This window comes from Mycobacterium sp. OTB74 (assembly GCF_029892685.1).
Classification (GTDB): domain Bacteria; phylum Actinomycetota; class Actinomycetes; order Mycobacteriales; family Mycobacteriaceae; genus Mycobacterium.
On the sequence record NZ_JARXVD010000002.1, the window covers coordinates 1 to 19,805 of the forward strand.

At 63.5% G+C, this 19,805-nt stretch carries 18 protein-coding genes; 9 read left to right on the forward strand and 9 right to left on the reverse strand.

From position 1 onward, the window contains the following. Positions 1–479 precede the first annotated feature (479 nt). Positions 480–3,656 carry an adenylate/guanylate cyclase domain-containing protein gene (locus M2432_RS03110; RefSeq protein WP_280825306.1) on the forward strand — a complete coding sequence of 1,059 codons (3,177 nt, stop codon included), beginning with the start codon at positions 480–482 and terminating at the stop codon, positions 3,654–3,656. A gap of 277 nt (positions 3,657–3,933) precedes the next feature. On the opposite strand, the gene M2432_RS03115 is transcribed toward M2432_RS03110, so the two are convergent. Together M2432_RS03115 and M2432_RS03120 are read right to left on the reverse strand one after the other, a co-directional pair. Continuing rightward, complete coding sequence (locus M2432_RS03115; RefSeq protein ID WP_280825307.1) at positions 3,934–4,461, reverse strand: hypothetical protein; 528 nt, start codon at positions 4,459–4,461, stop codon at positions 3,934–3,936. Then, complete coding sequence (locus tag M2432_RS03120; protein WP_280825308.1) at positions 4,445–4,816, reverse strand: hypothetical protein; 372 nt, start codon at positions 4,814–4,816, stop codon at positions 4,445–4,447. Before M2432_RS03120 ends, M2432_RS03115 begins: the two co-directional genes overlap by 17 nt. 249 nt (positions 4,817–5,065) lie before the next feature. On the opposite strand from M2432_RS03120, the gene M2432_RS03125 reads away from it, so the two are divergent. The 4 genes from M2432_RS03125 (at position 5,066) to M2432_RS03140 (ending at position 10,386) form a co-directional block, all read left to right on the forward strand. Continuing rightward, positions 5,066–6,379 (forward strand): adenylate/guanylate cyclase domain-containing protein, encoded by a 1,314-nt coding sequence (locus M2432_RS03125; protein WP_280825309.1) that lies wholly within the window; start codon positions 5,066–5,068, stop codon positions 6,377–6,379. A gap of 218 nt (positions 6,380–6,597) precedes the next feature. After that, complete coding sequence (locus M2432_RS03130) at positions 6,598–6,864, forward strand: hypothetical protein (protein WP_280825310.1); 267 nt, start codon at positions 6,598–6,600, stop codon at positions 6,862–6,864. A 24-nt stretch (positions 6,865–6,888) separates the two neighbouring features. Then, complete coding sequence (locus M2432_RS03135) at positions 6,889–8,964, forward strand: serine/threonine-protein kinase (RefSeq protein WP_280825311.1); 2,076 nt, start codon at positions 6,889–6,891, stop codon at positions 8,962–8,964. A gap of 240 nt (positions 8,965–9,204) precedes the next feature. Next, a complete protein-coding gene (locus M2432_RS03140; protein ID WP_280825312.1) occupies positions 9,205–10,386 on the forward strand; it encodes a DUF4328 domain-containing protein in 1,182 nt (393 codons plus the stop codon). A gap of 421 nt (positions 10,387–10,807) precedes the next feature. On the opposite strand, the gene M2432_RS03145 is transcribed toward M2432_RS03140, so the two are convergent. Then, positions 10,808–11,341, reverse strand: coding sequence for a hypothetical protein (locus tag M2432_RS03145; RefSeq protein ID WP_280825313.1), 534 nt, complete (start codon positions 11,339–11,341; stop codon positions 10,808–10,810). Next, positions 11,325–11,696 carry a hypothetical protein gene (locus M2432_RS03150; protein ID WP_280825314.1) on the reverse strand — a complete coding sequence of 124 codons (372 nt, stop codon included), beginning with the start codon at positions 11,694–11,696 and terminating at the stop codon, positions 11,325–11,327. The genes M2432_RS03145 and M2432_RS03150 overlap by 17 nt, the downstream gene beginning before the upstream one ends. A 217-nt stretch (positions 11,697–11,913) precedes the next feature. Here M2432_RS03150 and M2432_RS03155 point away from each other — a divergent pair, with 217 nt between their 5' ends. Together M2432_RS03155 and M2432_RS03160 are read left to right on the forward strand one after the other, a co-directional pair. Beyond that, positions 11,914–13,218 carry an adenylate/guanylate cyclase domain-containing protein gene (locus M2432_RS03155; protein ID WP_280825315.1) on the forward strand — a complete coding sequence of 435 codons (1,305 nt, stop codon included), beginning with the start codon at positions 11,914–11,916 and terminating at the stop codon, positions 13,216–13,218. 173 nt (positions 13,219–13,391) lie between these two features. Beyond that, complete coding sequence (locus M2432_RS03160; protein WP_280825316.1) at positions 13,392–13,859, forward strand: DUF4333 domain-containing protein; 468 nt, start codon at positions 13,392–13,394, stop codon at positions 13,857–13,859. A gap of 329 nt (positions 13,860–14,188) precedes the next feature. On the opposite strand, the gene M2432_RS03165 is transcribed toward M2432_RS03160, so the two are convergent. Continuing rightward, entirely contained in the window at positions 14,189–14,689 is a 501-nt protein-coding gene (locus tag M2432_RS03165; protein ID WP_280825317.1) for a nitroreductase/quinone reductase family protein, read from the reverse strand. Between the two features lie 494 nt (positions 14,690–15,183). On the opposite strand from M2432_RS03165, the gene M2432_RS03170 reads away from it, so the two are divergent. After that, on the forward strand, positions 15,184–15,579 hold the full coding sequence (locus M2432_RS03170) for a DUF732 domain-containing protein (protein ID WP_280825318.1): 396 nt from the start codon (positions 15,184–15,186) through the stop codon (positions 15,577–15,579). Between the two features lie 34 nt (positions 15,580–15,613). Here the strand turns inward: M2432_RS03170 and M2432_RS03175 are convergent, their stop codons facing one another. After that, positions 15,614–16,639: a hypothetical protein gene (locus M2432_RS03175; protein ID WP_280825319.1), complete on the reverse strand. Its 1,026-nt coding sequence runs from the start codon at positions 16,637–16,639 to the stop codon at positions 15,614–15,616. Between the two features lie 221 nt (positions 16,640–16,860). Here M2432_RS03175 and M2432_RS03180 point away from each other — a divergent pair, with 221 nt between their 5' ends. Then, positions 16,861–18,009 (forward strand): hypothetical protein, encoded by a 1,149-nt coding sequence (locus M2432_RS03180; RefSeq protein WP_280825320.1) that lies wholly within the window; start codon positions 16,861–16,863, stop codon positions 18,007–18,009. A gap of 41 nt (positions 18,010–18,050) precedes the next feature. On the opposite strand, the gene M2432_RS03185 is transcribed toward M2432_RS03180, so the two are convergent. From M2432_RS03185 to M2432_RS03195, 3 genes are all read right to left on the reverse strand, one after another. Beyond that, the gene (locus tag M2432_RS03185; protein WP_280825321.1) at positions 18,051–18,617 is read right to left on the reverse strand and encodes a hypothetical protein; all 567 of its coding nucleotides are present in this window, start codon (positions 18,615–18,617) and stop codon (positions 18,051–18,053) included. Positions 18,618–18,778: 161 nt separating this feature from the next. After that, positions 18,779–19,195, reverse strand: coding sequence for a hypothetical protein (locus M2432_RS03190; protein WP_280825322.1), 417 nt, complete (start codon positions 19,193–19,195; stop codon positions 18,779–18,781). Then, positions 19,192–19,773 (reverse strand): hypothetical protein, encoded by a 582-nt coding sequence (locus M2432_RS03195; protein WP_280825323.1) that lies wholly within the window; start codon positions 19,771–19,773, stop codon positions 19,192–19,194. The genes M2432_RS03190 and M2432_RS03195 overlap by 4 nt, the downstream gene beginning before the upstream one ends. Between the last annotated feature and the right edge of the window lie 32 nt (positions 19,774–19,805).

Consider the following 19,805-nt stretch of genomic DNA (forward strand, 5'->3'; position numbering starts at 1 on the left):
GACTGTGGCGAAAAGTGCTGATATAAAACAACTTTCGTGGTCAGCGGCATAACCCGATCATAGCACTGGGCAGATTCGAATCCTGCCGGGGGCACTCAAGTTTTCCCAGTTCAGACGCCATTTTCTGGCTTCGGATGAAACGATGGGCTACATATGGGCCACGTCGTTTCCCGAGGTCAGCGCCGCCAAGGCCCTGTGCCGTGTTTGCCGCCGAAGATCGGCCTGCCCCAAGGCCGGCGCCGAGAGGCCCATTCCCGGCCCCCAGAGCCACGTTCGCGAGTCAAACGACTGGCCCTCATCCAGGGCACGGGATCGTGTTGTACACCAATGGATGCTTCGGTCGTGCACCCTAGGTGGAGGCACCGCCACCAGCGCCACTTTCGGAAGTGCGCCCCAATAGGACGCATGGACGGAGAGTGTGGCCCAGCGGAGGGTCTAGCGCCCTATGATGGTGAACCGGGAACTCGGGGGGAGGTCGGATGACCGCAGCGTCCGAGTGCCGCACCTGTGGCACCGAGCCGCGTGAGGGTGCGCGATTCTGTGACGGCTGTGGTGCACCTGTCGCGGAGCGCGACGCCCGTGCGGAGTACAAGCAGGTAACCGTGCTGTTCGCCGACGTTGTCCGCTCGATGGATATTGCGGCAGCGGTGGGTGCCGAGCGGTTGCGTGAGATCATGACCGACCTGATCGACCGTGCGTCGGCAGTAGTGCAGCGTTACGGCGGCACGGTGGACAAGTTCACCGGCGACGGCATCATGGCCGTGTTCGGTGCGCCGGTCACGTTGGAGGACCACGCTATTCGTGCCTGTCTGGCGGCCTTGGGTGTTCAGGAGGAGGCCAAACGGCTTGCCGTCGAAGTCGGCGAGCGCGACGGCGTGGAGCTGCGGGTGCGGGTCGGGCTGAACTCCGGTGAGGTGATCGCCGGTGGGTTGGGGTCGGGCCAGTTTGGCTACACCGCCGTGGGCGAGCAAGTCGGCATGGCCCAGCGGATGGAGTCGGTCGCGCTGCCGGGTGGGGTGATGCTCAGCGCGTCCACCGCGCGGCTGGTTGAGGGCGCAGCGGTTCTCGGTGAACCGGAGAGGGTTCAGATCAAGGGTGCCAACGAGCCGGTGCCCGCCCGTCGACTGTTATGGATGGGCGATGGGTCTCGCGCTGGCGGGCGTGCTGAGTCGAATCTGGTTGGTCGGCAATGGGAAATGTCTGCGGTTGAGGGCTTGTTCAGCCGCGCCATTGAAGGCCACGGCGCGGTGGTGGGCGTGGTGGGCTCACCTGGAATCGGTAAGAGCCGTCTGGTGCGCGAGGTCTCTGCGCTGGCAGCGACTCGGGGTGTGGAGGTGTTCAGCGCCTTCTGCGAGTCGCACACCAGCCAGGTCCCCTTCCATGCCGTGGCGCGGCTGCTGCGTGCGATCACTGGCATCAAGGGTCTTGACCCGCAGGCCGCCCGAGCGCGGATACAGGCGCAGTTTCCCGACGCGGAGCCCGAGGACTTGGTGCTCTTCGACGACATGCTCGGTGTGGCCGATCCCGAGGTGGCGCTGCCCAAGATAGACCCGGATGCCCGGCGGCGGCGGTTGACCGCACTGGTCAACGCCGCCTCGTTGGCCCGCGAAACCCCGAGGGTCTACGTCATCGAGGACGCCCATTGGATCGATGAGGTCAGCGAGTCGATGCTGGCCGACTTCGTCAGGGTTATCCCGCAGACGCCCTCGCTGGTGCTCATCAGCTACCGACCCGAGTACGACGGGGCGTTGGCAAGGGTGCATGGTGCTCCAACTATCGCCCTTGCGCCGCTAAGTGATTCAGAAACCACAGCACTGGTCTCCGAACTGCTCGGCCCCGACCCCTCGGTTGGTCCGCTGGGTCAGACCATCGCTGAGCGGGTCGCCGGGAATCCGTTCTTTGCCGAGGAGATAGTCCGTGAACTGGCCGAGCGCACTGTCCTGCGCGGGCACCGCAGTGCCTACTCCTCGACAGCCGCTCTGGACAAGGTCAGCATCCCCGCCACCGTGCAAGCCACCATCGCCGCCCGCATCGACCGGCTTGACCCGCCGGCCAAACGCACGCTGAGCGCAGCAGCGGTCATCGGCTCGAAGTTCAGCCGAGACCTGTTGGAAACGCTGGGTATTGATGCCGTCCTAGACGATCTGGTGAGCGGGGAGTTGATCGATCAGATCACGTTCACCGACGATCCCGCGTATGTGTTCCACCACCCGCTGATCCGCACGGTGGCCTACGAATCACAGCTCAAATCCGATCGCGCCGAGCTGCATCGGAGCGTCGCAGCCGCCATCGAATCAGGTAACCCGGCAGCGGTCGAGGAGAATGCGGCCCTGATCGCCGAACATTTGGAGGCCGCCGGTGATCTGCAAGCCTACGGCTGGCACATGCGCGCGGCCACGTGGGCGAACAACCGCGACATCGCGGCAGCGCGACTGAGTTGGGAGCGCGCCCAAACGATCGCCGACGCCCTGCCTGCCGTTGACCCGCACCGAGCAGCAATGCGCATCGCCCCGCGTACTATGCTGTGCGCGACCGCCTACAGAGTCCACGAACATGTGGCCGGCGCCCCCTTTGATGAGTTGCGGGAGTTGTCCGCTGCCGCCGGGGAAAAGGGATCACTGGCCATCGGCATGGCCGGGCTGGTAACTGATCACGCGTTCCGGGGCCGGGTGCGCGAGGCGTCGCACCTGGCATCGGAAGCCTGGACCCTCGCCGAGTCGATCGGTGATCCGTCCCTAACGGTGGGACTGTCCTTCCCCCTGATCTACGCCAAGATTCACAACGCCGCGTGGACTGACGTGCTGTGGTGGTCACAGACAGTCATTGACCTGGCCGACGGTGACCCCTCAAGAGGCAACTTCATCATCGGGTCTCCGCTAGCACTCGCCTTTGCGTCGCGGGCTATGGCCGGTTGGTGCCTGGGTCGTCCGGGATGGCGTGACGACCAGCAGCAAGCCCTGGCCATGGCCCGCAGCGCCGACTCCATGTCGTACGCCTACGCGATGGTTGTCACCTATGTCTACTTCCCGGGAATATCCCTTGGCGTGCTGCGGGCCGACGATTCTGCGATGCGCGAGATCGAGGATGCCCTACAAGCAGCCGAACGATCCAGTGATGACCATGCGGTGCACATCGCGCAGATGACCCTAGGCATTGCGCTGGTACACCGCCAAACGGCTGCCGAGCATGACCGCGGACAAAAGCTGCTGGCCGAGCTCAGCTACGAGTTCGCGAGCCTGGAAACCCTGACGTCAGATTTACCGATCATCGACTTGTGCTTGGCACGTGAGGGGGCTCGGCGTGGGGATCGCAATAACGCCATACCGGCCATGCGCACCGCCGTCGACGACCTGGTCCGCGAGGGACAGCTGCTGCAGTGGGGCATTCCTGCGACGGGCGTTCTGGTGGACACACTGCTGGACCGCGGAGCTGAGAGTGACGTAGCCGAAGCCCAGGCCGCGATCACCAGGTTGTCGGACGCGCCAGCCGATGAGGGCCTGGTGATACGCGACATCTGGCTGCTGCGGCTCCGCGCTCTTCTGGCCCGCGCTCACGGCGATGACACGGCTTATGCGGACTTGCGGGATCGCTACCGCGAGATGGCGAGAACGCTTGGCTTCGAGGGGCATATCGAGTGGGCCGAGGCGATGCCATGATGGCGATCGGTCGGGAAGCATGCCAACCATGTGCCAAAAAAAGACGTGTGGGACGCTAAGTTCTCGCATCGGTAATTCTCCTGCCTCAGCGGGGTGGTCCGGCAACAATGACGACGTCGGGGTCGCGACAGCCTCACCGAGTGGAGATGATCCATGAGTGTCCTCGACGGGCTCGACTGTGAAAGTCGGCGCGTAGGGGGTCGTTCGCTCACCGGCTCCGTAGCTCTCGTTCCTCGAGGGGGTCGGGCCTTACTTACTCTCGCTGCTCGTAACTTGGTTACCACGCGATCACGTGGTCGTTGCGCGCTCCGGCGAGGTACTGCGCCATCGGCATGCCGGTGCCCGTGGTTTCGACCCCGTCCAGCTCCCAATACCGTTGCGGCCCAGGCGGTTCCCCGTAGTGCGCGGTGATGGTGTCTGTGCGGTCAACGATCCAGCCGGTGATCTCAAGCCCGACGTTCGGCACGGAAAGCCTTGGCCCGCAGAAGAAGTCGACACCGTCCAGCGCGGCGCGGCGCATCGACCCCGACCCGGACGAGTCGGGCCAGCCGCCGACGATGGCGGCGTGGGTGCGTTTCACCAGCACCGCCTCACCCGCCCTCAAATGCGGTAGGAGCCTTGATCTTTCGATGGGCCAAAGTTCACGTTCGGGGTCATCGGCATCGAGGTGGTTGATGCGCGGGTCTTGGTTCCCGTCGACCAGCTCTTCGAGGGCGGTCAGCTTGGCGTACACCCCGTCGAGGTGATGCGTCTCGGCCACGCCGGGTCGACGCCTGACGCTGCTGCCGTCAGCGTTGCGCGGCACGACGTGCCCTCTCGCGGTCCCATCGGGTCTGCGCTGCCTTGCGGGCCTTGATCGAGGTGGCGGTCAGCGGTGCGTCCTCGGGCACCTCGGTGTCGATGAGCTTGAGCAGCCGCGCTACCGACACCTCGGTCAGGCGCACCTCGGTCGCCAGCGCGATCTTCAGTCGGGTCTGATCGGCTTCGTCGTACCGCTGGGCCAGTTCCACCTTCCGGTCGATCTGCGCCGCGATCAGGTCGAGCACCTCGCGCTCAGCGGCGCTCCAAACCAGCTCTCTGCCCGCCTCTTTCGCCGCCTTCACCAGCTCGTCGTCCAGGGAGCGTAGAACACGTTGTGCCTCTTTGCTTTTCGCTTCCATCAGCCAAGCATACCGCTCGGCAGCTCAGCGCGGCGCCAGCCAGGCCCAGCCCCCTCTGACGCGCTCTCACGCGCGCTAACTTTGCGATCCCCTATCCGGTCGGGTCGCGGCGTCGGCGCGGCGGATGTACGGCCACGAGTTCAGGTCGTCTCTGACACCAACGGCAATCGCGCGTTGTTCAGCCGCCTGCCAAGCCTCGGCGGCGGCAAACAACCGAGCTCGACCCGCTCCTTGGCTTACACTTCTGCGGTGTTCTCCGAGACGCGCTATGCGCTGAACGGGGACTTGCGCGTCGCCTACCGCGCGTCGCCCGAGGGCGCTCGCGACATCGTGTTCGTCTCTAACTGGTTCACGTGCTGCGAAATGGTGCCGGAGCTGCCCTTCCTTCGAGGATGGGTCGAGGCGATGACATCGCTGGGTCGGCTCATTTTCTTCGACCAGCCAGGCACCGGGGTGTCCGATCCCGTCACGCCGGGTGCACTGCCGACCTTGGAGCAATGGGCCGACACCATCACCGCCGTGCTCGACGATCTCGGCAGCCGCGAAGCGGTCCTTCTTACCCATGACGGCGCGTTCGCGACGGGTGCGCTGTTCGCGGCAACACACCCATCTCGCACCACCGCGCTGGTTGTGCTCGATGGTTACGCAGAGGCGGGCGGCACCCCACTCGTTGAAGACGACGCAGCCCGAGCGGCGTTTATCGGCATGTGGGGCACCGGGGAGTGGCAACATCGGGTAAATCCCGATGCGCCGTGGAACGAGGACATCCGGGCAACGTGTGCCCGACACGAACGAATGGCAGCAAGCCCCGCGACAGTAGCTCAAATGGTCTCGCTCACAGCCGAATTGGACGTGCGGGCGGTGCTTCCCACAGTCCGCGTGCCAACCCTCGTGGTCCAGCACTCCGACGACCGGCTCGCACCGCCCGCGAAGGGCAAGTACATCGCCGAGCGCATATCGGGCGCAAAGTACGTAGAGCTGCCGGGGCGCAACTTCTACCACTTCGTCGAACCGTGGCGCGATTCGTTCCGGGAGATCGCTGAGTTCCTCACCGGCGAGCAGGCCGAGGTGGCCGATGATCGGGTCCTGGCCACGGTGCTGTTCACCGACATCGTGGACTCGACGCGCCGAGCCGCCGAAATGGGTGACCGTGATTGGCGTGCGCTGCTCGACGCGCATGACGCCATCGTCCGGGCACAACTCAACCGCTTCAGGGGCCGCGAGGTGAACACGTCCGGCGATGGCTTCCTCGTCATGTTCGACGGCCCGCAGCGAGCGATCCGCTGCGCCATGGCGATCCGCGACGCGGTGCAGGCACTCGGCATTCAGGTGCGCGCCGGGTTGCACACAGGCGAGTGCGAGATTCGCGGCGACGACATCGGCGGGATTGCGGTACACATCGGCGCGCGGGTGAGCACGTTGGCTGGGCCGAACGACGTGATCGTGTCCAGCACGCTGCGCGACCTCGTCATCGGATCAGGGCTTGAGTTCGAGGATCGCGGCGCTCACCAACTCAAGGGCGTGCCCGGCGAATGGCGGCTTTTTGCCGTCGCTTCTCCGTAGTACTGGGTTTCGGCGAAACTCGCCCCTCCCGCACGCCGATCCGGAAGCTTGCGAAACCCGCAGACCCCAACGGCCGGGCGCTCCACCAGCTCGGGCTCAGGAGAGCCGTCATGGCTGGCGATCGAACCACCGCACGCGCGCCTAACGTACCGAATTGCGCTATGCGGGCAGCGCGTTTGACGACCGGCCCGTCGAGGCTGCCTTGTTAGCTCCCGCCGATGCTGCTCGGCAAGCCGCTGATCTTCAACAACGCGGTGGGCCGTTCAATGGCCTGGCACAGCCGTTCCTCGAAAACCCACCGCACCAGGTTCTCGACGAAGTCATCATTCTGCGCGCCGCTGCGGATGACCATCGATTCACGCACCAGCACCGTGCCGAATGACCGTCGTGGAGATAACCGGCACACCCTAGGTCGGCGTCGACGGCTAGCGAAATACATGCTGCCAAAAGACATCGGTTTGGTTGAAATGACCCAGCCGGTGTGACCCAGGGTTTTATATCATTCGCCCATGCCGTTGGCCGATGGCGAAGTTTTCGCTGGATACACCATCCTGCGGATGCTGGGGTCTGGCGGGTCGGGCGAGGTCTACCTCGCCCAGCACCCCCGGCTGCCCCGCCACGACGCGCTGAAAATTCTGTCGTCGGCTGTGACAGCTAACACCGTATTCCGCGAACGGTTCACCCGCGAAGGCGACATCGTCGCCGCGCTCTCGCATCCGCACATCGTTGTTGTGCACGACCGGGGCGAGTTTGAGGGGCAGCTGTGGATTTCGATGGAGTATGTGGACGGCACCGACGCCGCCCGGCTGGTGCGTGACCGTTACCCGGTCGGCATGCCGGCAGACGAGGCAATCACGATCATCACCGCCATCGCGGGGGCCCTCGACTACGCCCACCAACGGGGTCTGCTGCATCGCGACGTCAAGCCAGCCAATATCTTGCTCAGCAAGCGAGACAGCGACGGCGAGCAACGGGTATTTCTGGCCGACTTTGGAATAGCGCGAGAACTGGCTCACTCCGGCGGACTGACAGCCACCAACCTAACCGTGGGAACGGTCGCCTACGCGGCCCCCGAGCAGTTGATGGGTGAAGACCTGGACGGGCGGGCCGATCAGTACGCGCTGGCTGCCACCGCGTTCCACCTGTTCGCCGGTGCGCCGCCGTATCAGCATTCCAACCCGGTTGCCGTGATCAGCCAGCACCTCAACGCGGCTCCCCCCAAGCTCAGCGACCATCGCCCAGGTCTGGCGAGCCTCGACAGTGTCTTGTCGACCGCGATGGCCAAGAATCGTGACGACCGCTTCGCACGATGTGGTGATTTCGCGAAGGCCCTCAGCGAGCACGTCAGCACTGGGCGGATCGGTGATCGCGGCACCGAGGCCGCCATCAGCGTGGCCTTCTCGGCAGCGGAGTCCGAGATCGACCGCAGCTCTCGAACCCACGCGCCGCGCTGGCGGCGTCGGATCGTCCTCGCGGCGGTGATAGCGGTGGCTGTGCTCACCGCCGTTGGCCTCATCGGCTATGTAATCCAGCGCAAGCACAACAACACAACCTCAACTCCGCCTGTTGCCGTGCTCGACGGCACCTATCGCCTCGACTTCGACAATTCCAAGCGGACGACCAACGGGTCGCCCAATCCGCCGCCGGCCTCTCAGCCTCAAACCGATACGGTTTGGTGGGCTTATCGTTCAACATGCACATCAACAGGATGTGTTGCCACCGGGACACCACTCGATAAGATCAACCACCAAATAGTGAGTACTCCAAGCGCTATAGCCGAATTTCACTTTGCCGATAAGCATTGGCAGCGCGTACCCGTGCGAGACCGACGGCAGTATGAGAAATGCTCGGTGCAAGACGATAAGGAGGCAGCGCATTCGGACACCGAACTGTACGCCTGGTCATTGGAGCCGCAACCCGACGGGACCCTACGAGGTCTTCTGACCAACACGGTTCTCACTAGTGAATGCAACTTGCAGGGTGTGGTAAGGCAGGCGCCGTTTTTGATGACGCGGATAGGTGATGTACCCCGCGGCGTCGCTGTCGCCGATCCAGCGACTGTTGCCCCTGCGCCGACGAGTACCTCCCCGCCCGCGGTTGTTGGTCCGGTGCTCGACGGCACCTATCGTTTGGACTTTTTGTTTTTGAACACGACAAACAACAAGGGGCTTCGGAATGACGCTTCACGCAATGACACAAAATGGTGGGCGTTCCGTTCGAGATGTACAGCTGCGGGATGCGTGGCCACAGGGGCAGAGGTGGACGCCGCCAACCGCCAAGAGCACACCGGTCGTGCAAAAGTGCTTCGCTTCACCGATGGCGACTGGCGAGATCAGCCCATACCTGACCGGATAGAGTGCGGAACAACCCGGGTAGGGACAGCCGCCGCCACGGACCAAAATACAGTCAGCTTCAGTTGGGCTTTGGAGCCTCAGCACGACGGCACACTTAAAGGCGTGGATACGCTTAAAACGGAAAGCGATGAATGCGGCTTTAGGGGGCTCGTGATGAGCGTGCCTTTGGTGGCGACGCGGGTTGGTGAGGTGCCACCCAGCGTCGTACTGGCCGATCCCGCGCTGTTCTAGGCCACCGGCTTGCGTGGCATGGTCTTTCGCTCATCGAATCTTGACCTTCCGCCCGTTGCGCCCGCTCGCCAGGTACTGCGCCATCGGCATGCCCGCGCCCGTGGTTTCGACCCAGTCCGGTTCCCAATACCGTTGCTGCCCAGGCGGTTCCCCGCAGTGCGCATGCGGCGAGCCGTTTGTATGACATCATCTGCCAACATACGCAGTGCCTGGGACTAGAGGAAGGGACTGTGGAAGGTCATGCCAGACGGTCCCCCACGGGTTTTCCTAAGTTATCGGCGAGAGGAAACGGGTCACCTAGCCGGACGGCTAAGTGACCGGTTGGTTGCTCGTTTCGGACCGGGTCAGGTTTTCACAGACGTTGATTCGATCGGGCCGGGAGTGGACTTTGCGCAGGAGATCGAACGCGCAGTCGGAGCCTGCGATGTGCTGCTCGCCTTGATCGGTAGGACGTGGACCACCATCCCCGACGAGCGGGGACATCGTAGAATCGACGATCCCGACGACTGGGTTGCGCTGGAGATTCGAACGGCCCTTCAACGCAATATCAAGGTCGTACCGGTGCTGGTTGACGGAGCTGCGATGCCGCGTCAGGACGAACTTCCCATCGCTTTGCAGAACTTATCATTGCGTCAGGCCGCCAAGATTCATTATGAAACGTTCCGATCCGATGTGGAAACGTTGTTGCTCGAGCTTGGCAAGAATTTGCCGGTCCTCAAATCCTCGCTAACCTCGCAGCGACCCATTCTGCGTCTCCGGAAATTAAGCACAGCCGTAACCATACTTCTCGGCCTCTCTGCCGCTCTTACCTTGATACTAGGGATTGTGAATCTCGGGTGGCCTGCTTCCGAGTCACACGGCGAGTACACCCTAGCGGACGTTATCCGGACGCAGTTTGGCGTAGTGGTCGGCTTTATTATCCCTTGTACGATCGTCCTATTTCTCGTGTACGTGTACCTCGCCCGTGTCAACGCTGAAGCCTTGGCTCCTTCTGCGAAGCATCGTCACGCTCGTCTAATGGTCGTCTTTGCCTGGTTCATCCCGGTCGTTCAGTTTTGGTGGCCCAAACAAATTGTCGATGACGTGTGGTGGGCTAGCCGCCCGGACACTCCGCGCAACGTCACCGATTTATCGGCTTTGCCCAAACCCGGCTTGGTTCGGGTGTGGTGGTTCTTCTTTGCGACATTGTTCTGGGGGGTCTTTTGGGTCGAATTAGCGATGTCAATGTTGGAGGATTACTGGACCAAATTGACCCACGTCGCAGAATCCGCACACCCGTGGACGCCGTTCTTGAATGCCGTGTTCGATATAGATATTTTTCTGTTATCGTCATTGGCTGCGATCCCGGCGATTCTGCTGGTTCATCGGATCACCGTCATGCAAGAGGCCCGATCGAAGATTATTGAGAGAATGCAACGCTGAATTGGGAACGATGTATGGATTCGTTCAAAGAATCCGCAAATCGACCCGATGTGCGCGGCGACGATGCCCGACACGCGCGCAGGCCTGGGCAGCCACAGCACAAAAGGATGGAAATCGCCGAAGGTCGTGCCGTTATTGGCCGCGATGGCCTCCTTGATACCAGTAAAGAAAGTTTTCACGCCTCCACTGTTTGACGCTGGGACTCAAGGGCTGTGTCGCGGCGCTCGTGAATTTACGAGAATTTTCTGACCGCAGCCGATGGGCCAGTGAGGTCGCGAAAGCCGTTGGCGTATTAGGGCGTTCGGTGCCCGACAGGGATCGGTAGGCCCCGCAAAGGCGACGAGAAAATTGAGGAGACTTCTCCTCAATTTTCCGAGCGCAACCCGCAGGCCCGCGAGCTGGACGCGAACGACGTTGCGGCTCAGCAAATCTTGACTTTCCGTCCGTTGCGTCCGCCCGCCAGGTACTGCGCCATCGGCATGCCCGCGCCCGTGACCTCAACCCTGTCAAGCTCCCAATACCGTTGCTGCCCAGGCGGTTCGCTGTAGTGCGCCGTGACGGTGTCGGTGCTGTCAACGATCCAGCCGGTGACCTCAAGCCCGACGTTCCGCACGGAAAGCCTTGGGCCGCAGAAGAATCCGATACGGTCCAGCGCGGTGCGGCGCATCGACCCGGCAGCGGACGAGTCGGGCCAGCCGCCGACGATGGCGGCGTGGGTGCGATTCACCAGCACCGGTTCACCGGCCCGCAGCAGCGGTAGCAGCCTGGATCGTTCGACCGGCCAGAATTCCCGCTCAGGGTCGTCGGCGTCGAGGTGGTTGATGCGCGGGTCTTGGTTCCCGTCGACCAGCTCTTCGAGGGCGGTCAGCTTGGCGTACACCCCGTCGAGGTGGTGCGTCTCGGCCACGCCGGGTTGCCGCCTGCGGATGCTGCTGCCGTCAGCGTTGCGCGGCACGGCGTGCCCTCTCCCGGTCCCATCGGGTCTGCGCCGCCTTGCGGGCCTTCATCGAGGTCGCGGTCAGCGGCGCATCCTCGGGCACCTCTGTGTCTATGAGCTTGAGCAGCCGCGCAACCGACACCTCGGTCAGGCGCACCTCGGTCGCCAGCGCGATCTTCAGCCGGGTCTGATCGGCTTCGTCGTACCGCTGGGCCAGTTCCACCTTCCGGTCGATCTGCGCCGCGATCAGGTCGAGCACTTCGCGCTCAGCGGCGCTCCAAACCAGTTCTCTGCCGGCCTCTTTCGCCACCTTCGCCAGATCGTCGTCCAGGGAGCGTAGAACACGTTGTGCCTCTTTGCTTTTCGCTTCCATCAGCCAAGCATACCGCTCGGCAGCTCAGCAGCTCTCACGCGCGCTAACTTTGCGACCTCCTATCCGGTCGGGTCGCGGCGTCGGCGCGGCGGGTGTACGGCCACGAGTTCAGGTCGTCGCTGACACCAACCGCAATCGCGCGTTGTTTAGCCGCCTGCCAAGCCTCGGCGGCGGCAAACAACCGAACTCGACCCGCTCCTCGGCTTACACTTCTGCGGTGTTCTCGGAGACGCGCTATGCGATGAACGGGGACTTGCGCGTCGCCTATCGTGCGTCCCCAAAGGGCGCACATGACATCGTGCTCGTATCCAATTGGTTCACCTGCTGCGAGATCGTTCCCGACCTGCCGTCCACACAGGGCTGGTTCGAGGCAATGTCGACTTTGGGCAGACTTATTCTCTTCGACCAGCCAGGGACGGGAGTCTCCGACCCAGTCGTGCCCGGTGCGTTGCCGACACTCGAACAGTGGGCCGACAGCATCACCGCAGTGCTGGACGCCCTCGACAGCACCGAAGCGGTTCTCGTCGCGTTCGACGGCGCCTTCGCCACTGCCGCTCTGTTCGCTGCCACGCATCCGTCCCGTACGACGGCGTTGATTGCGTTGGAGGGCCACGCCGAACCATGGCCGACCCTCCCGCCAGATGATCGCGGCGACGGCCCTGAGTTGTGGGGAACGGGGATGATTCAGCACCTCATGAACCCAGATATGCCGTGGAACGACGAGGTCCGTGCTGCCTGGGCTCGAATGGAACGTTTCGCGGTGAGCCCTGCCACCGCTGCGGCCTTGGTGCCATTGATACTCGACACCGACGTGCGTGCGGTGCTGCCCACGGTCCGGGTACCGACGCTTGTCGTTCAGCATTCCGACGATCCGTTCATCACGCCGGCGATGGGCAGGTATGTCGCCGACCACATATCCGGCGCCAAATACGTTGAGTTGCCAGGACGCAACATGTACCACCTTGTCGAACCGTGGCGGGATTCGTTCCAGGTGATCGCCGAGTTCCTCACCGGGAGTCACGCCGACGTGGCTGATGATCGCGTTCTCGCGACGGTGCTGTTCACCGACATCGTGGATTCGACGCGCCGGGCTGCGGAGATGGGTGACCGGGATTGGCGTGCCTTGCTCGACGCGCATGACGCCATCGTGCGCGTGCAACTCAATCGCTTTCGGGGCCGGGAGGTGAACACGTCGGGTGATGGTTTTCTGGTGATGTTCGACGGCCCGCAGCGGGCGATCCGCTGCGCCATGGCAATTCGTGATGCGGTGCAGGCGCTCGGCATCGAGGTGCGCGCCGGGTTGCACACAGGCGAGTGCGAGGTTCGCGGCGATGACATCGGCGGGATCGCGGTACACATCGGCGCGCGGGTGAGCGCGTTGGCTGGGCCGAACGACGTGCTCGTGTCCAGCACGCTGCGCGACCTCGTCATCGGGTCGGGGCTCGAGTTCGAGGAGCGCGGCGCTCACCAACTCAAGGGCGTGCCCGGCGAATGGCACGTATCGGTCGTAGCTTCTTCGTAGCGAAGTGGATGCCCGAATGAAGGGAGGTAGACGCGATCCTGCCGCCGCAACGTGCCCGCCGACGTGACGTGTTTCGGCCATGTGCGCGCTCGGGGGGGTCGGGGGGTCTGCCGGGGGTCTGGAACCAGGGGATGGTCCTACTGGTGATGGGGCGATCTGTCGGGGAGTGCCGAATGTCGTTGGGGTGGTGGGGAGTTGGCGCGTGCCGGGACGGTGCTCAGTGGATGGTGGTCAGTGCGGTCTCCCGGATGGTCGTCGCCTCCTCTAAGGTGCCCGTGGACTCGGTGTCATGCCAGTCCGGGCTCGACGGCAAGCCCGGCGCGGCCGCCTACTGCGACGTCACATCCCACGGTGTCACCACCCGGCGCACCGTCGAAGTCACCACAGTGACCGGCCTGGCGATGAGCTACCACGTGGTGCCGATCCTGCCCAAAGCCGTAGTCGAAAGCTCGCTGGTCTTCCAACTCAAACAGATCGGACAACACCCCGACTCGGCCACCTGCACCGACGACCTGGCAGGCAAGCCCGGCAACACCGTCGAATGCACCACCGTCACCGGCGGGCAACCCCAGACCTACATCCTCACCGTGTCCGCCGTCAAAGACGACAACATCACCTACAAATACGCGCCGAAGCCATAGGACAGCGAGTAGGGGCGTTATTCGCTTTGCAGTGAATGAGCCTGTCCCGCAATACTTCTACGAATCATCACGGACTGTCTTGTATGTGGTCCCGACTTGCCGGTGTCGCAGGTTCCAATCCTGCCGGGGGCACAGTGTGATGTCGCAGGACATCGGAATAGTCCCGGACCTAAAGTAGGTCCGGGTCCTGCGCGACTTCACCCTCGACCCCACCAGGGACTACCAAGCCACCGCGCACCCAACTTGCGTGCGAAAAAGTGCACTGCCGAGCAGCCCTGTAAGACGGCTGGCAGAGATGTTAACGGGGCCTGGGGTTCACATGGACGGCGCTAGCGTGGCTTGAGCCGAAAGACGGGGATGTGACGGCCAATCGGGTCTGTCTTCAGGCGATAGTCGCCCCAACCGGCATAGACGCCCTCCGCAAGACCATAAACCCGTGCGTAGTCATCGGGGTCGGTGATCTCAATCGCCAGAAACCTCTCGTCGCCTAGTTCACATTCGGGGTGTGCCTTGAGGTTGTAGTACCACTGCGGGTGTTTCGGGCCGCCGTAGTTTGAGGCGGTCACGATGGGATCGGGTCCGTCGTGAAAGTAGGTGATTTGGTGCTCTCGCGGTTGACCCGACTTTGCGCCCGTGGTCATCAATGGTGCTGAGGAAACCCCACCAAGGACCCATGGGTAACGCCCGCCGGTTGCGCGGTACAACCACGGGTCGATGCGGGGCGTGAGGTGGTGCGCTATGAACTGTCCTGGGCGCGACCGGCCAAAGTTCTCCAAGGCCGTATACCAGCGGCTGTGCTTCTTATGCGGATCCACGTAATGCAGAGGCATGAATGAGAAGGTACCTCCGCCACTGCGCTACTACCGGAAATCCGTCCAGGTCAGGACTTTATTGAGGGTGTCCCAGACGGATTTCCGTCGCGAACCCGAACCCGAACGGAGCCTCCTTCGCGTCGGCGGTCAAACGCCACCCTAACTACGCCGCCGATGCTACTTCGTGCCACTCTGCGCCCACTTCAATGGTAACTAAATACGTTGGTAGACAATACTTTTCGCAGATTGGCGACATAGGCTGATCGTAGCACCGCGCTGTTTCGAATCCTGCCGGGCGCACAGTTCGGCAGACGAGATTCACGAGGTCGGTGCCGATTCCCGTCATCGGCTGCATACATTGCGCCAAACCAGACCAGCACGAGCCCCATGATGACGGGCCTGTGCCATCGGGCCCGGTGATGGCATGGTTGTTGTTGGAGCACAAGGGCCCGGTGAGTGCGATGGGCGCGAGTGCAGCACGATGAGCAAGCGCAATCGTGGAAGAGAACATCATGAAGACTCTGAAGTGGGCGGTAGTGCTGCTGATGGCGGTACTGAGCCTGATGGCCGGCGCTCCTGCGCTGGCGCCCGCGGCCCCCGCCAACCAGGCCGACGCGAGCTATCTGCAGTTGCTCGACCAGAACGGGGTGTCCTACCGCGCTCCCGAGGCGATGGTCTCTTATGCCCATGACCTCGTGGACCAACTGAGCGCTTCCCCGCAGAACGACGCCAGTGTGGGCTCAATAGTCAACGCAGGCGAGGAGCGAAACTCTCAGCACGACATGGGCGTAATCATCGCCGCCGCAGTGATCGCCTACAGACCGTCCTTGATCCCGGTGGTTCGGCACTGGGCGGACAGCGCCGCCGGCTTCCCCTGTGGTGCCGCAGCGCAGCGGGTACTGCGATGAAGGAATTGACGACGCCCCGCGCCGTCAACTTCCGTTACGGGACAAGCGCCCACGTCTGAACGTCGCCGTCGATCTGCTGTCGCCCCTGCGGCGGTACGCCTGGACCGAACCCGGTGGATCCCCAATCGCCGAACTGCGACGCGGACTCGTGCCAGAGGTTCCCGTCGGTACCCAACACCAGGGCTTCGGTGGCTGACAAACCCTGAAACGCGGCGACGTGGCCGTCGACCTGCTGGCGTGTCGGTGGTATCCCCGGTCCCTCTGGTTCCGATCCCCACCCCTCGGCTTTTGTGTACTCGTACCAGAGGTTGCCGTCGGTGCCCAGCACATAGACAGCTGCAGAGGTCATCGCCTGAAACCTCGCCACGTGGCCGTCGACCTGCTCGCGCCCACGTGGGGGCACTTGTCCCCAGCTGTTCCCGATCTGCCGCGGCTGATTCTCGAACCAGAGATTGCCGTCGTCACCCAGTACCAAGAGTGCGCCTTTGCCGCTCGAACCCGTGGCGGACAGTACCTCAAACGCGGCGACGTGACCGTCGACCAGCTCACGCTTCGGCGGTACCTCCGGCCCCCAACCCTGCGCACTGGTCGTGTACTCGTACCAAAGATTGCCGTCCTTGCCCAGCACGTACGCGTTGAACATGTTGAACCCGTTGATCGTCACGTTATTGACTTGGAATGCCGCGACACTGCCGTCGACGTGCTGGCGCGGCGGGTGCCCCCACTCGCCGTCCTGCGCGAATTCCAACCAGAGATTGCCGTCCGTTCCCAGCACATACGCTGCTGACATGTTCGGTGACACCTGAAACGCACCCACGTGACCGTCGACCAGCTCACGCTTCGGCGGCACGCCAGGTCCCCAACCCTGGGCGCTGTCGGTGTACTCGTACCAGAGATTGCCGTCGGTCCCCAGCACGAATGCGGAGTAGCTGTCGATCGGCTGGAATGCCGCGACGTTCCCGTCGACGTGCTGACGCGGCGGCTGGCCCCACGTTCCATCCTGCGCGAATTCCAACCAGAGATTGCCGTCCGTTCCCAGCACAAACAACTGTGTCAGCATCGCTACGCACCTCTTCAGTGATCAAGAATCCGCGGTCGATCGGCAGTCCAAGGCGCCCGCCCAGGCTTCACGTCAGCATTCAGTTGCAGAGGGCGCTTCCGCGCCCAGCCCATTGGGCGTCCACGCTGGCGCTTTAGGCAATAGGCTGGTCCACTCGCCGGACCGCAAACTTGCTCCTGCCGGGTCCATCGGTGTCCAATTCGAGCTGTCTCGCCAGACTGATGAAAGGCAACGATGTGGCCGCGATCAAACCTGAAACAGGCACGGCCCTCATTGGCTACTGGGGCAGCAACACCAGTCAGCACGTCAACTTCATCGGCCTAGACGGCCATGTGCACGAGCTCTATATCGCTCCCGGCACCGGCTGGGTGGACAATGACCTGACCAAACTGGCGGCCGCCGAACCGCCCGCCCTCCAGTCCGGGCTAAGCGGATACTGGCGCGACGACAGTATGCATATCTTCCATTTCGGCGCCGACATCGACAACCACGTCTACCAGCTCCGGATCTTCCCAGGCGCTCCCGGCTGGGTCTGGGATGATCTGACCTCGTTGGCAGACGGGATCGTGCCCAAGGTCAGCAGAGGTCTGCACAGTTACTACGGCACCGACCAAAGTCAGCACGTCAACTACGTCGGATCCGACAACCATATTCACGAGCTGTACCGGGCCGCCGGCGCCAGCCCGACCGGCTGGACCGACAACGATCTCACTGCGCTGGCGGGTGCCGTTCCGCCGCACCAGAACACCGCGCTAGGAAGCTACTGGGGCACCAATAGCAGCCAGCACGTCTTCTTCCTAGGCACCGACTGCCACCTGCACGAGCTCTGCATGGCACCCGGCACCGCGGGCTGGGTCGACAACGACCTGACGAAGTTGTCGAATGCGACGACCACCCCAATTGTCAACGGGGCCATAGTCGCTATATGGAACGCCGACAGCAGCCAGAACGTGTACTACGTGGGCGCAGATGGGCACATCCATGAGATGTTCATCTATCCCGGCGGCCCCGGCTGGGTCGACCACGACCTGACAGCAGGCACACACGCCGTCGCACCCAACATCGTTGGGGCGCTTGATCTTTACGCGGGCAACGACGGCAGCGTGCACGTCAACTTCTTCGGCGTCGACGGCCATGTTCATGAGCTGTATAACCACCCCGGTGCCGCGGGCGCCAACTGGATCGACAACGATCTCACAGCGTTGGCGAAAGCGGTCGCGCCGGCCGTGGATGACAGTGCGCTGCACGGCTATTGGGGCACCGACGGCAGCCAGCACGTCAACTTCGTCGGCACCGACGGCGACCTACACGAGCTTTACATCGCTCCCGGCGCCAGCTGGGTGGACAACAATCTGACCCAGCTGGCCTGATCCGAGAGCCGTGGTCCGCTGCGGTTACACAGGGACCTTCCTTACGTGGTTGCGGCACCAGACCCCGTGGGTTTGGTTGTGGCCGTTACGGTCTGGGCCAGCGTCGCCACCGCCACCGGCGGGTTACCGTCCGGGTTGGCCTTACCGTCGGTCAGGTACGCCAGCACTGCCACGGAAGCGCCGGGCTTGAGCACCCAGTCCGCCGCGGTCGGGACCAGTTTGTTGGTGGTGATCACAACCGAGTGGGTATCACCGTCACCGGTGAGCGCGGTCGCCGATCCGCCCCACGAATTGCCCGGTGCCGCGGGATCAGACAGGGTGACCGACGCCATGCCGACGCTGCTGCCGCTGTAGGTCAGCCGCACCTTGATGGGCTTGGGCGGGCAACCGGACGTGCAGTCGGAGCCGTCGCCCTCCTGCCACACCGCATCAACGCCGAGGGTTGCTGCTGAAGAACCTTGTTGCGCGACACAGTAGTTCGTCGAAGTATCGAACGAGGAACCGGTCGCGCAGTGCTTGATGCCCACCGGGCCGGCAGGCCCGCACTTCTGGTAGGCGGTGGGATCACCGGGGACCGGAATGAAGGCTGCCGACGTGCCCGGACTCATGATCGACTCCGAGCAGCTTTGCGCCGGTGCTTGCGGGACATCGGTGCTCGGCCGCGCCGAGGCGGGTGCAACAACCAGACAGGACGTCGCCAAGGCCGCCGCGATCGCGAAACCTGTTCTGACACTAACTTTGAGCATCCCGTCTCCTATTCGTTCGCAGGTCAACAGCCGCCGCCGATTTTGTCCATCGCCCTTTTCAACGGCAGCGCCGGGATCTGGTTGACGTTGTAGCCGGCATTTTCCGAATCCCAACCGATCATGTAGCACACACCCGGGCCGTCGGACAGGCCTTCCGTCCAATTGTTCAGCGTAGGCTCACATTTCGTGGCATCTACGTCACTGACGCGATAGGCACGGTCGGGCTTGCCCGGCTCGTGCCGCCACTCGACCAGAAACCCGAAATGCGGTAATGTGCACGGCCCGGCCGCTGCCGCCGACGTGCTGGCAGCTGGCGAGCTCGACGACGGCGACGCTGCCGTCGGCGAGCCGCTCTGGTTGCCCGAGCAACCGGCGATGAGGACGGTACATACCGCCACAGAGCCGACCAGCCCGAATCGGCGCCTCACGAATTGACTCACGAGGCGGCCGGCACCTCCACCGGCGGCGGACCTGATGCCGGGGTCGGAGTCGGCGACGGTGTCGCCGGGGCCTGGGTACCACTGGCGGCCTCCAGGTTCGGCGCCGGCTGGCCCGGTACCGCAGGTGCGTTGGTCGGTACAGAGGACTCTGCGCCCGGAGCCGTCTTCGGCGCCGCGCCGCCCGGATCCTCCAACACAGGAGCCTCCATACCCGCCCCGATGTTCATACCCGGGTTGACCGTCGGCAGCGACGGATTGGGAACCAGGCCGGCCCCGATCCGATAGCGCGAGCTACTGGAGGTCAGGGCATTGGCCTTGTTCGGACTGAGCCCCAACGCACTACCCGGCAAACCACTAGCCGCAGCCGACGGATCACTGGTCACCGCCGCCCGGACTCCACGCGCGTCGTAGCCCGCCGGCGGCGGGACCGCGATGATGTTGGGCGCGAAGGTGTAGCTACCCGGCGTGGCGTTGACCGGCACCGGCGGCCCCGGCATCCATGGCAGCACCGGCGGTATCGCCGGCTGTGCCTCGGCAATGCCAGGCGCCAGCGGCAACCCCACCAAACCGAGGATCACCCCCAGCACCTTAGGCCTTATTCCTTTAAGCG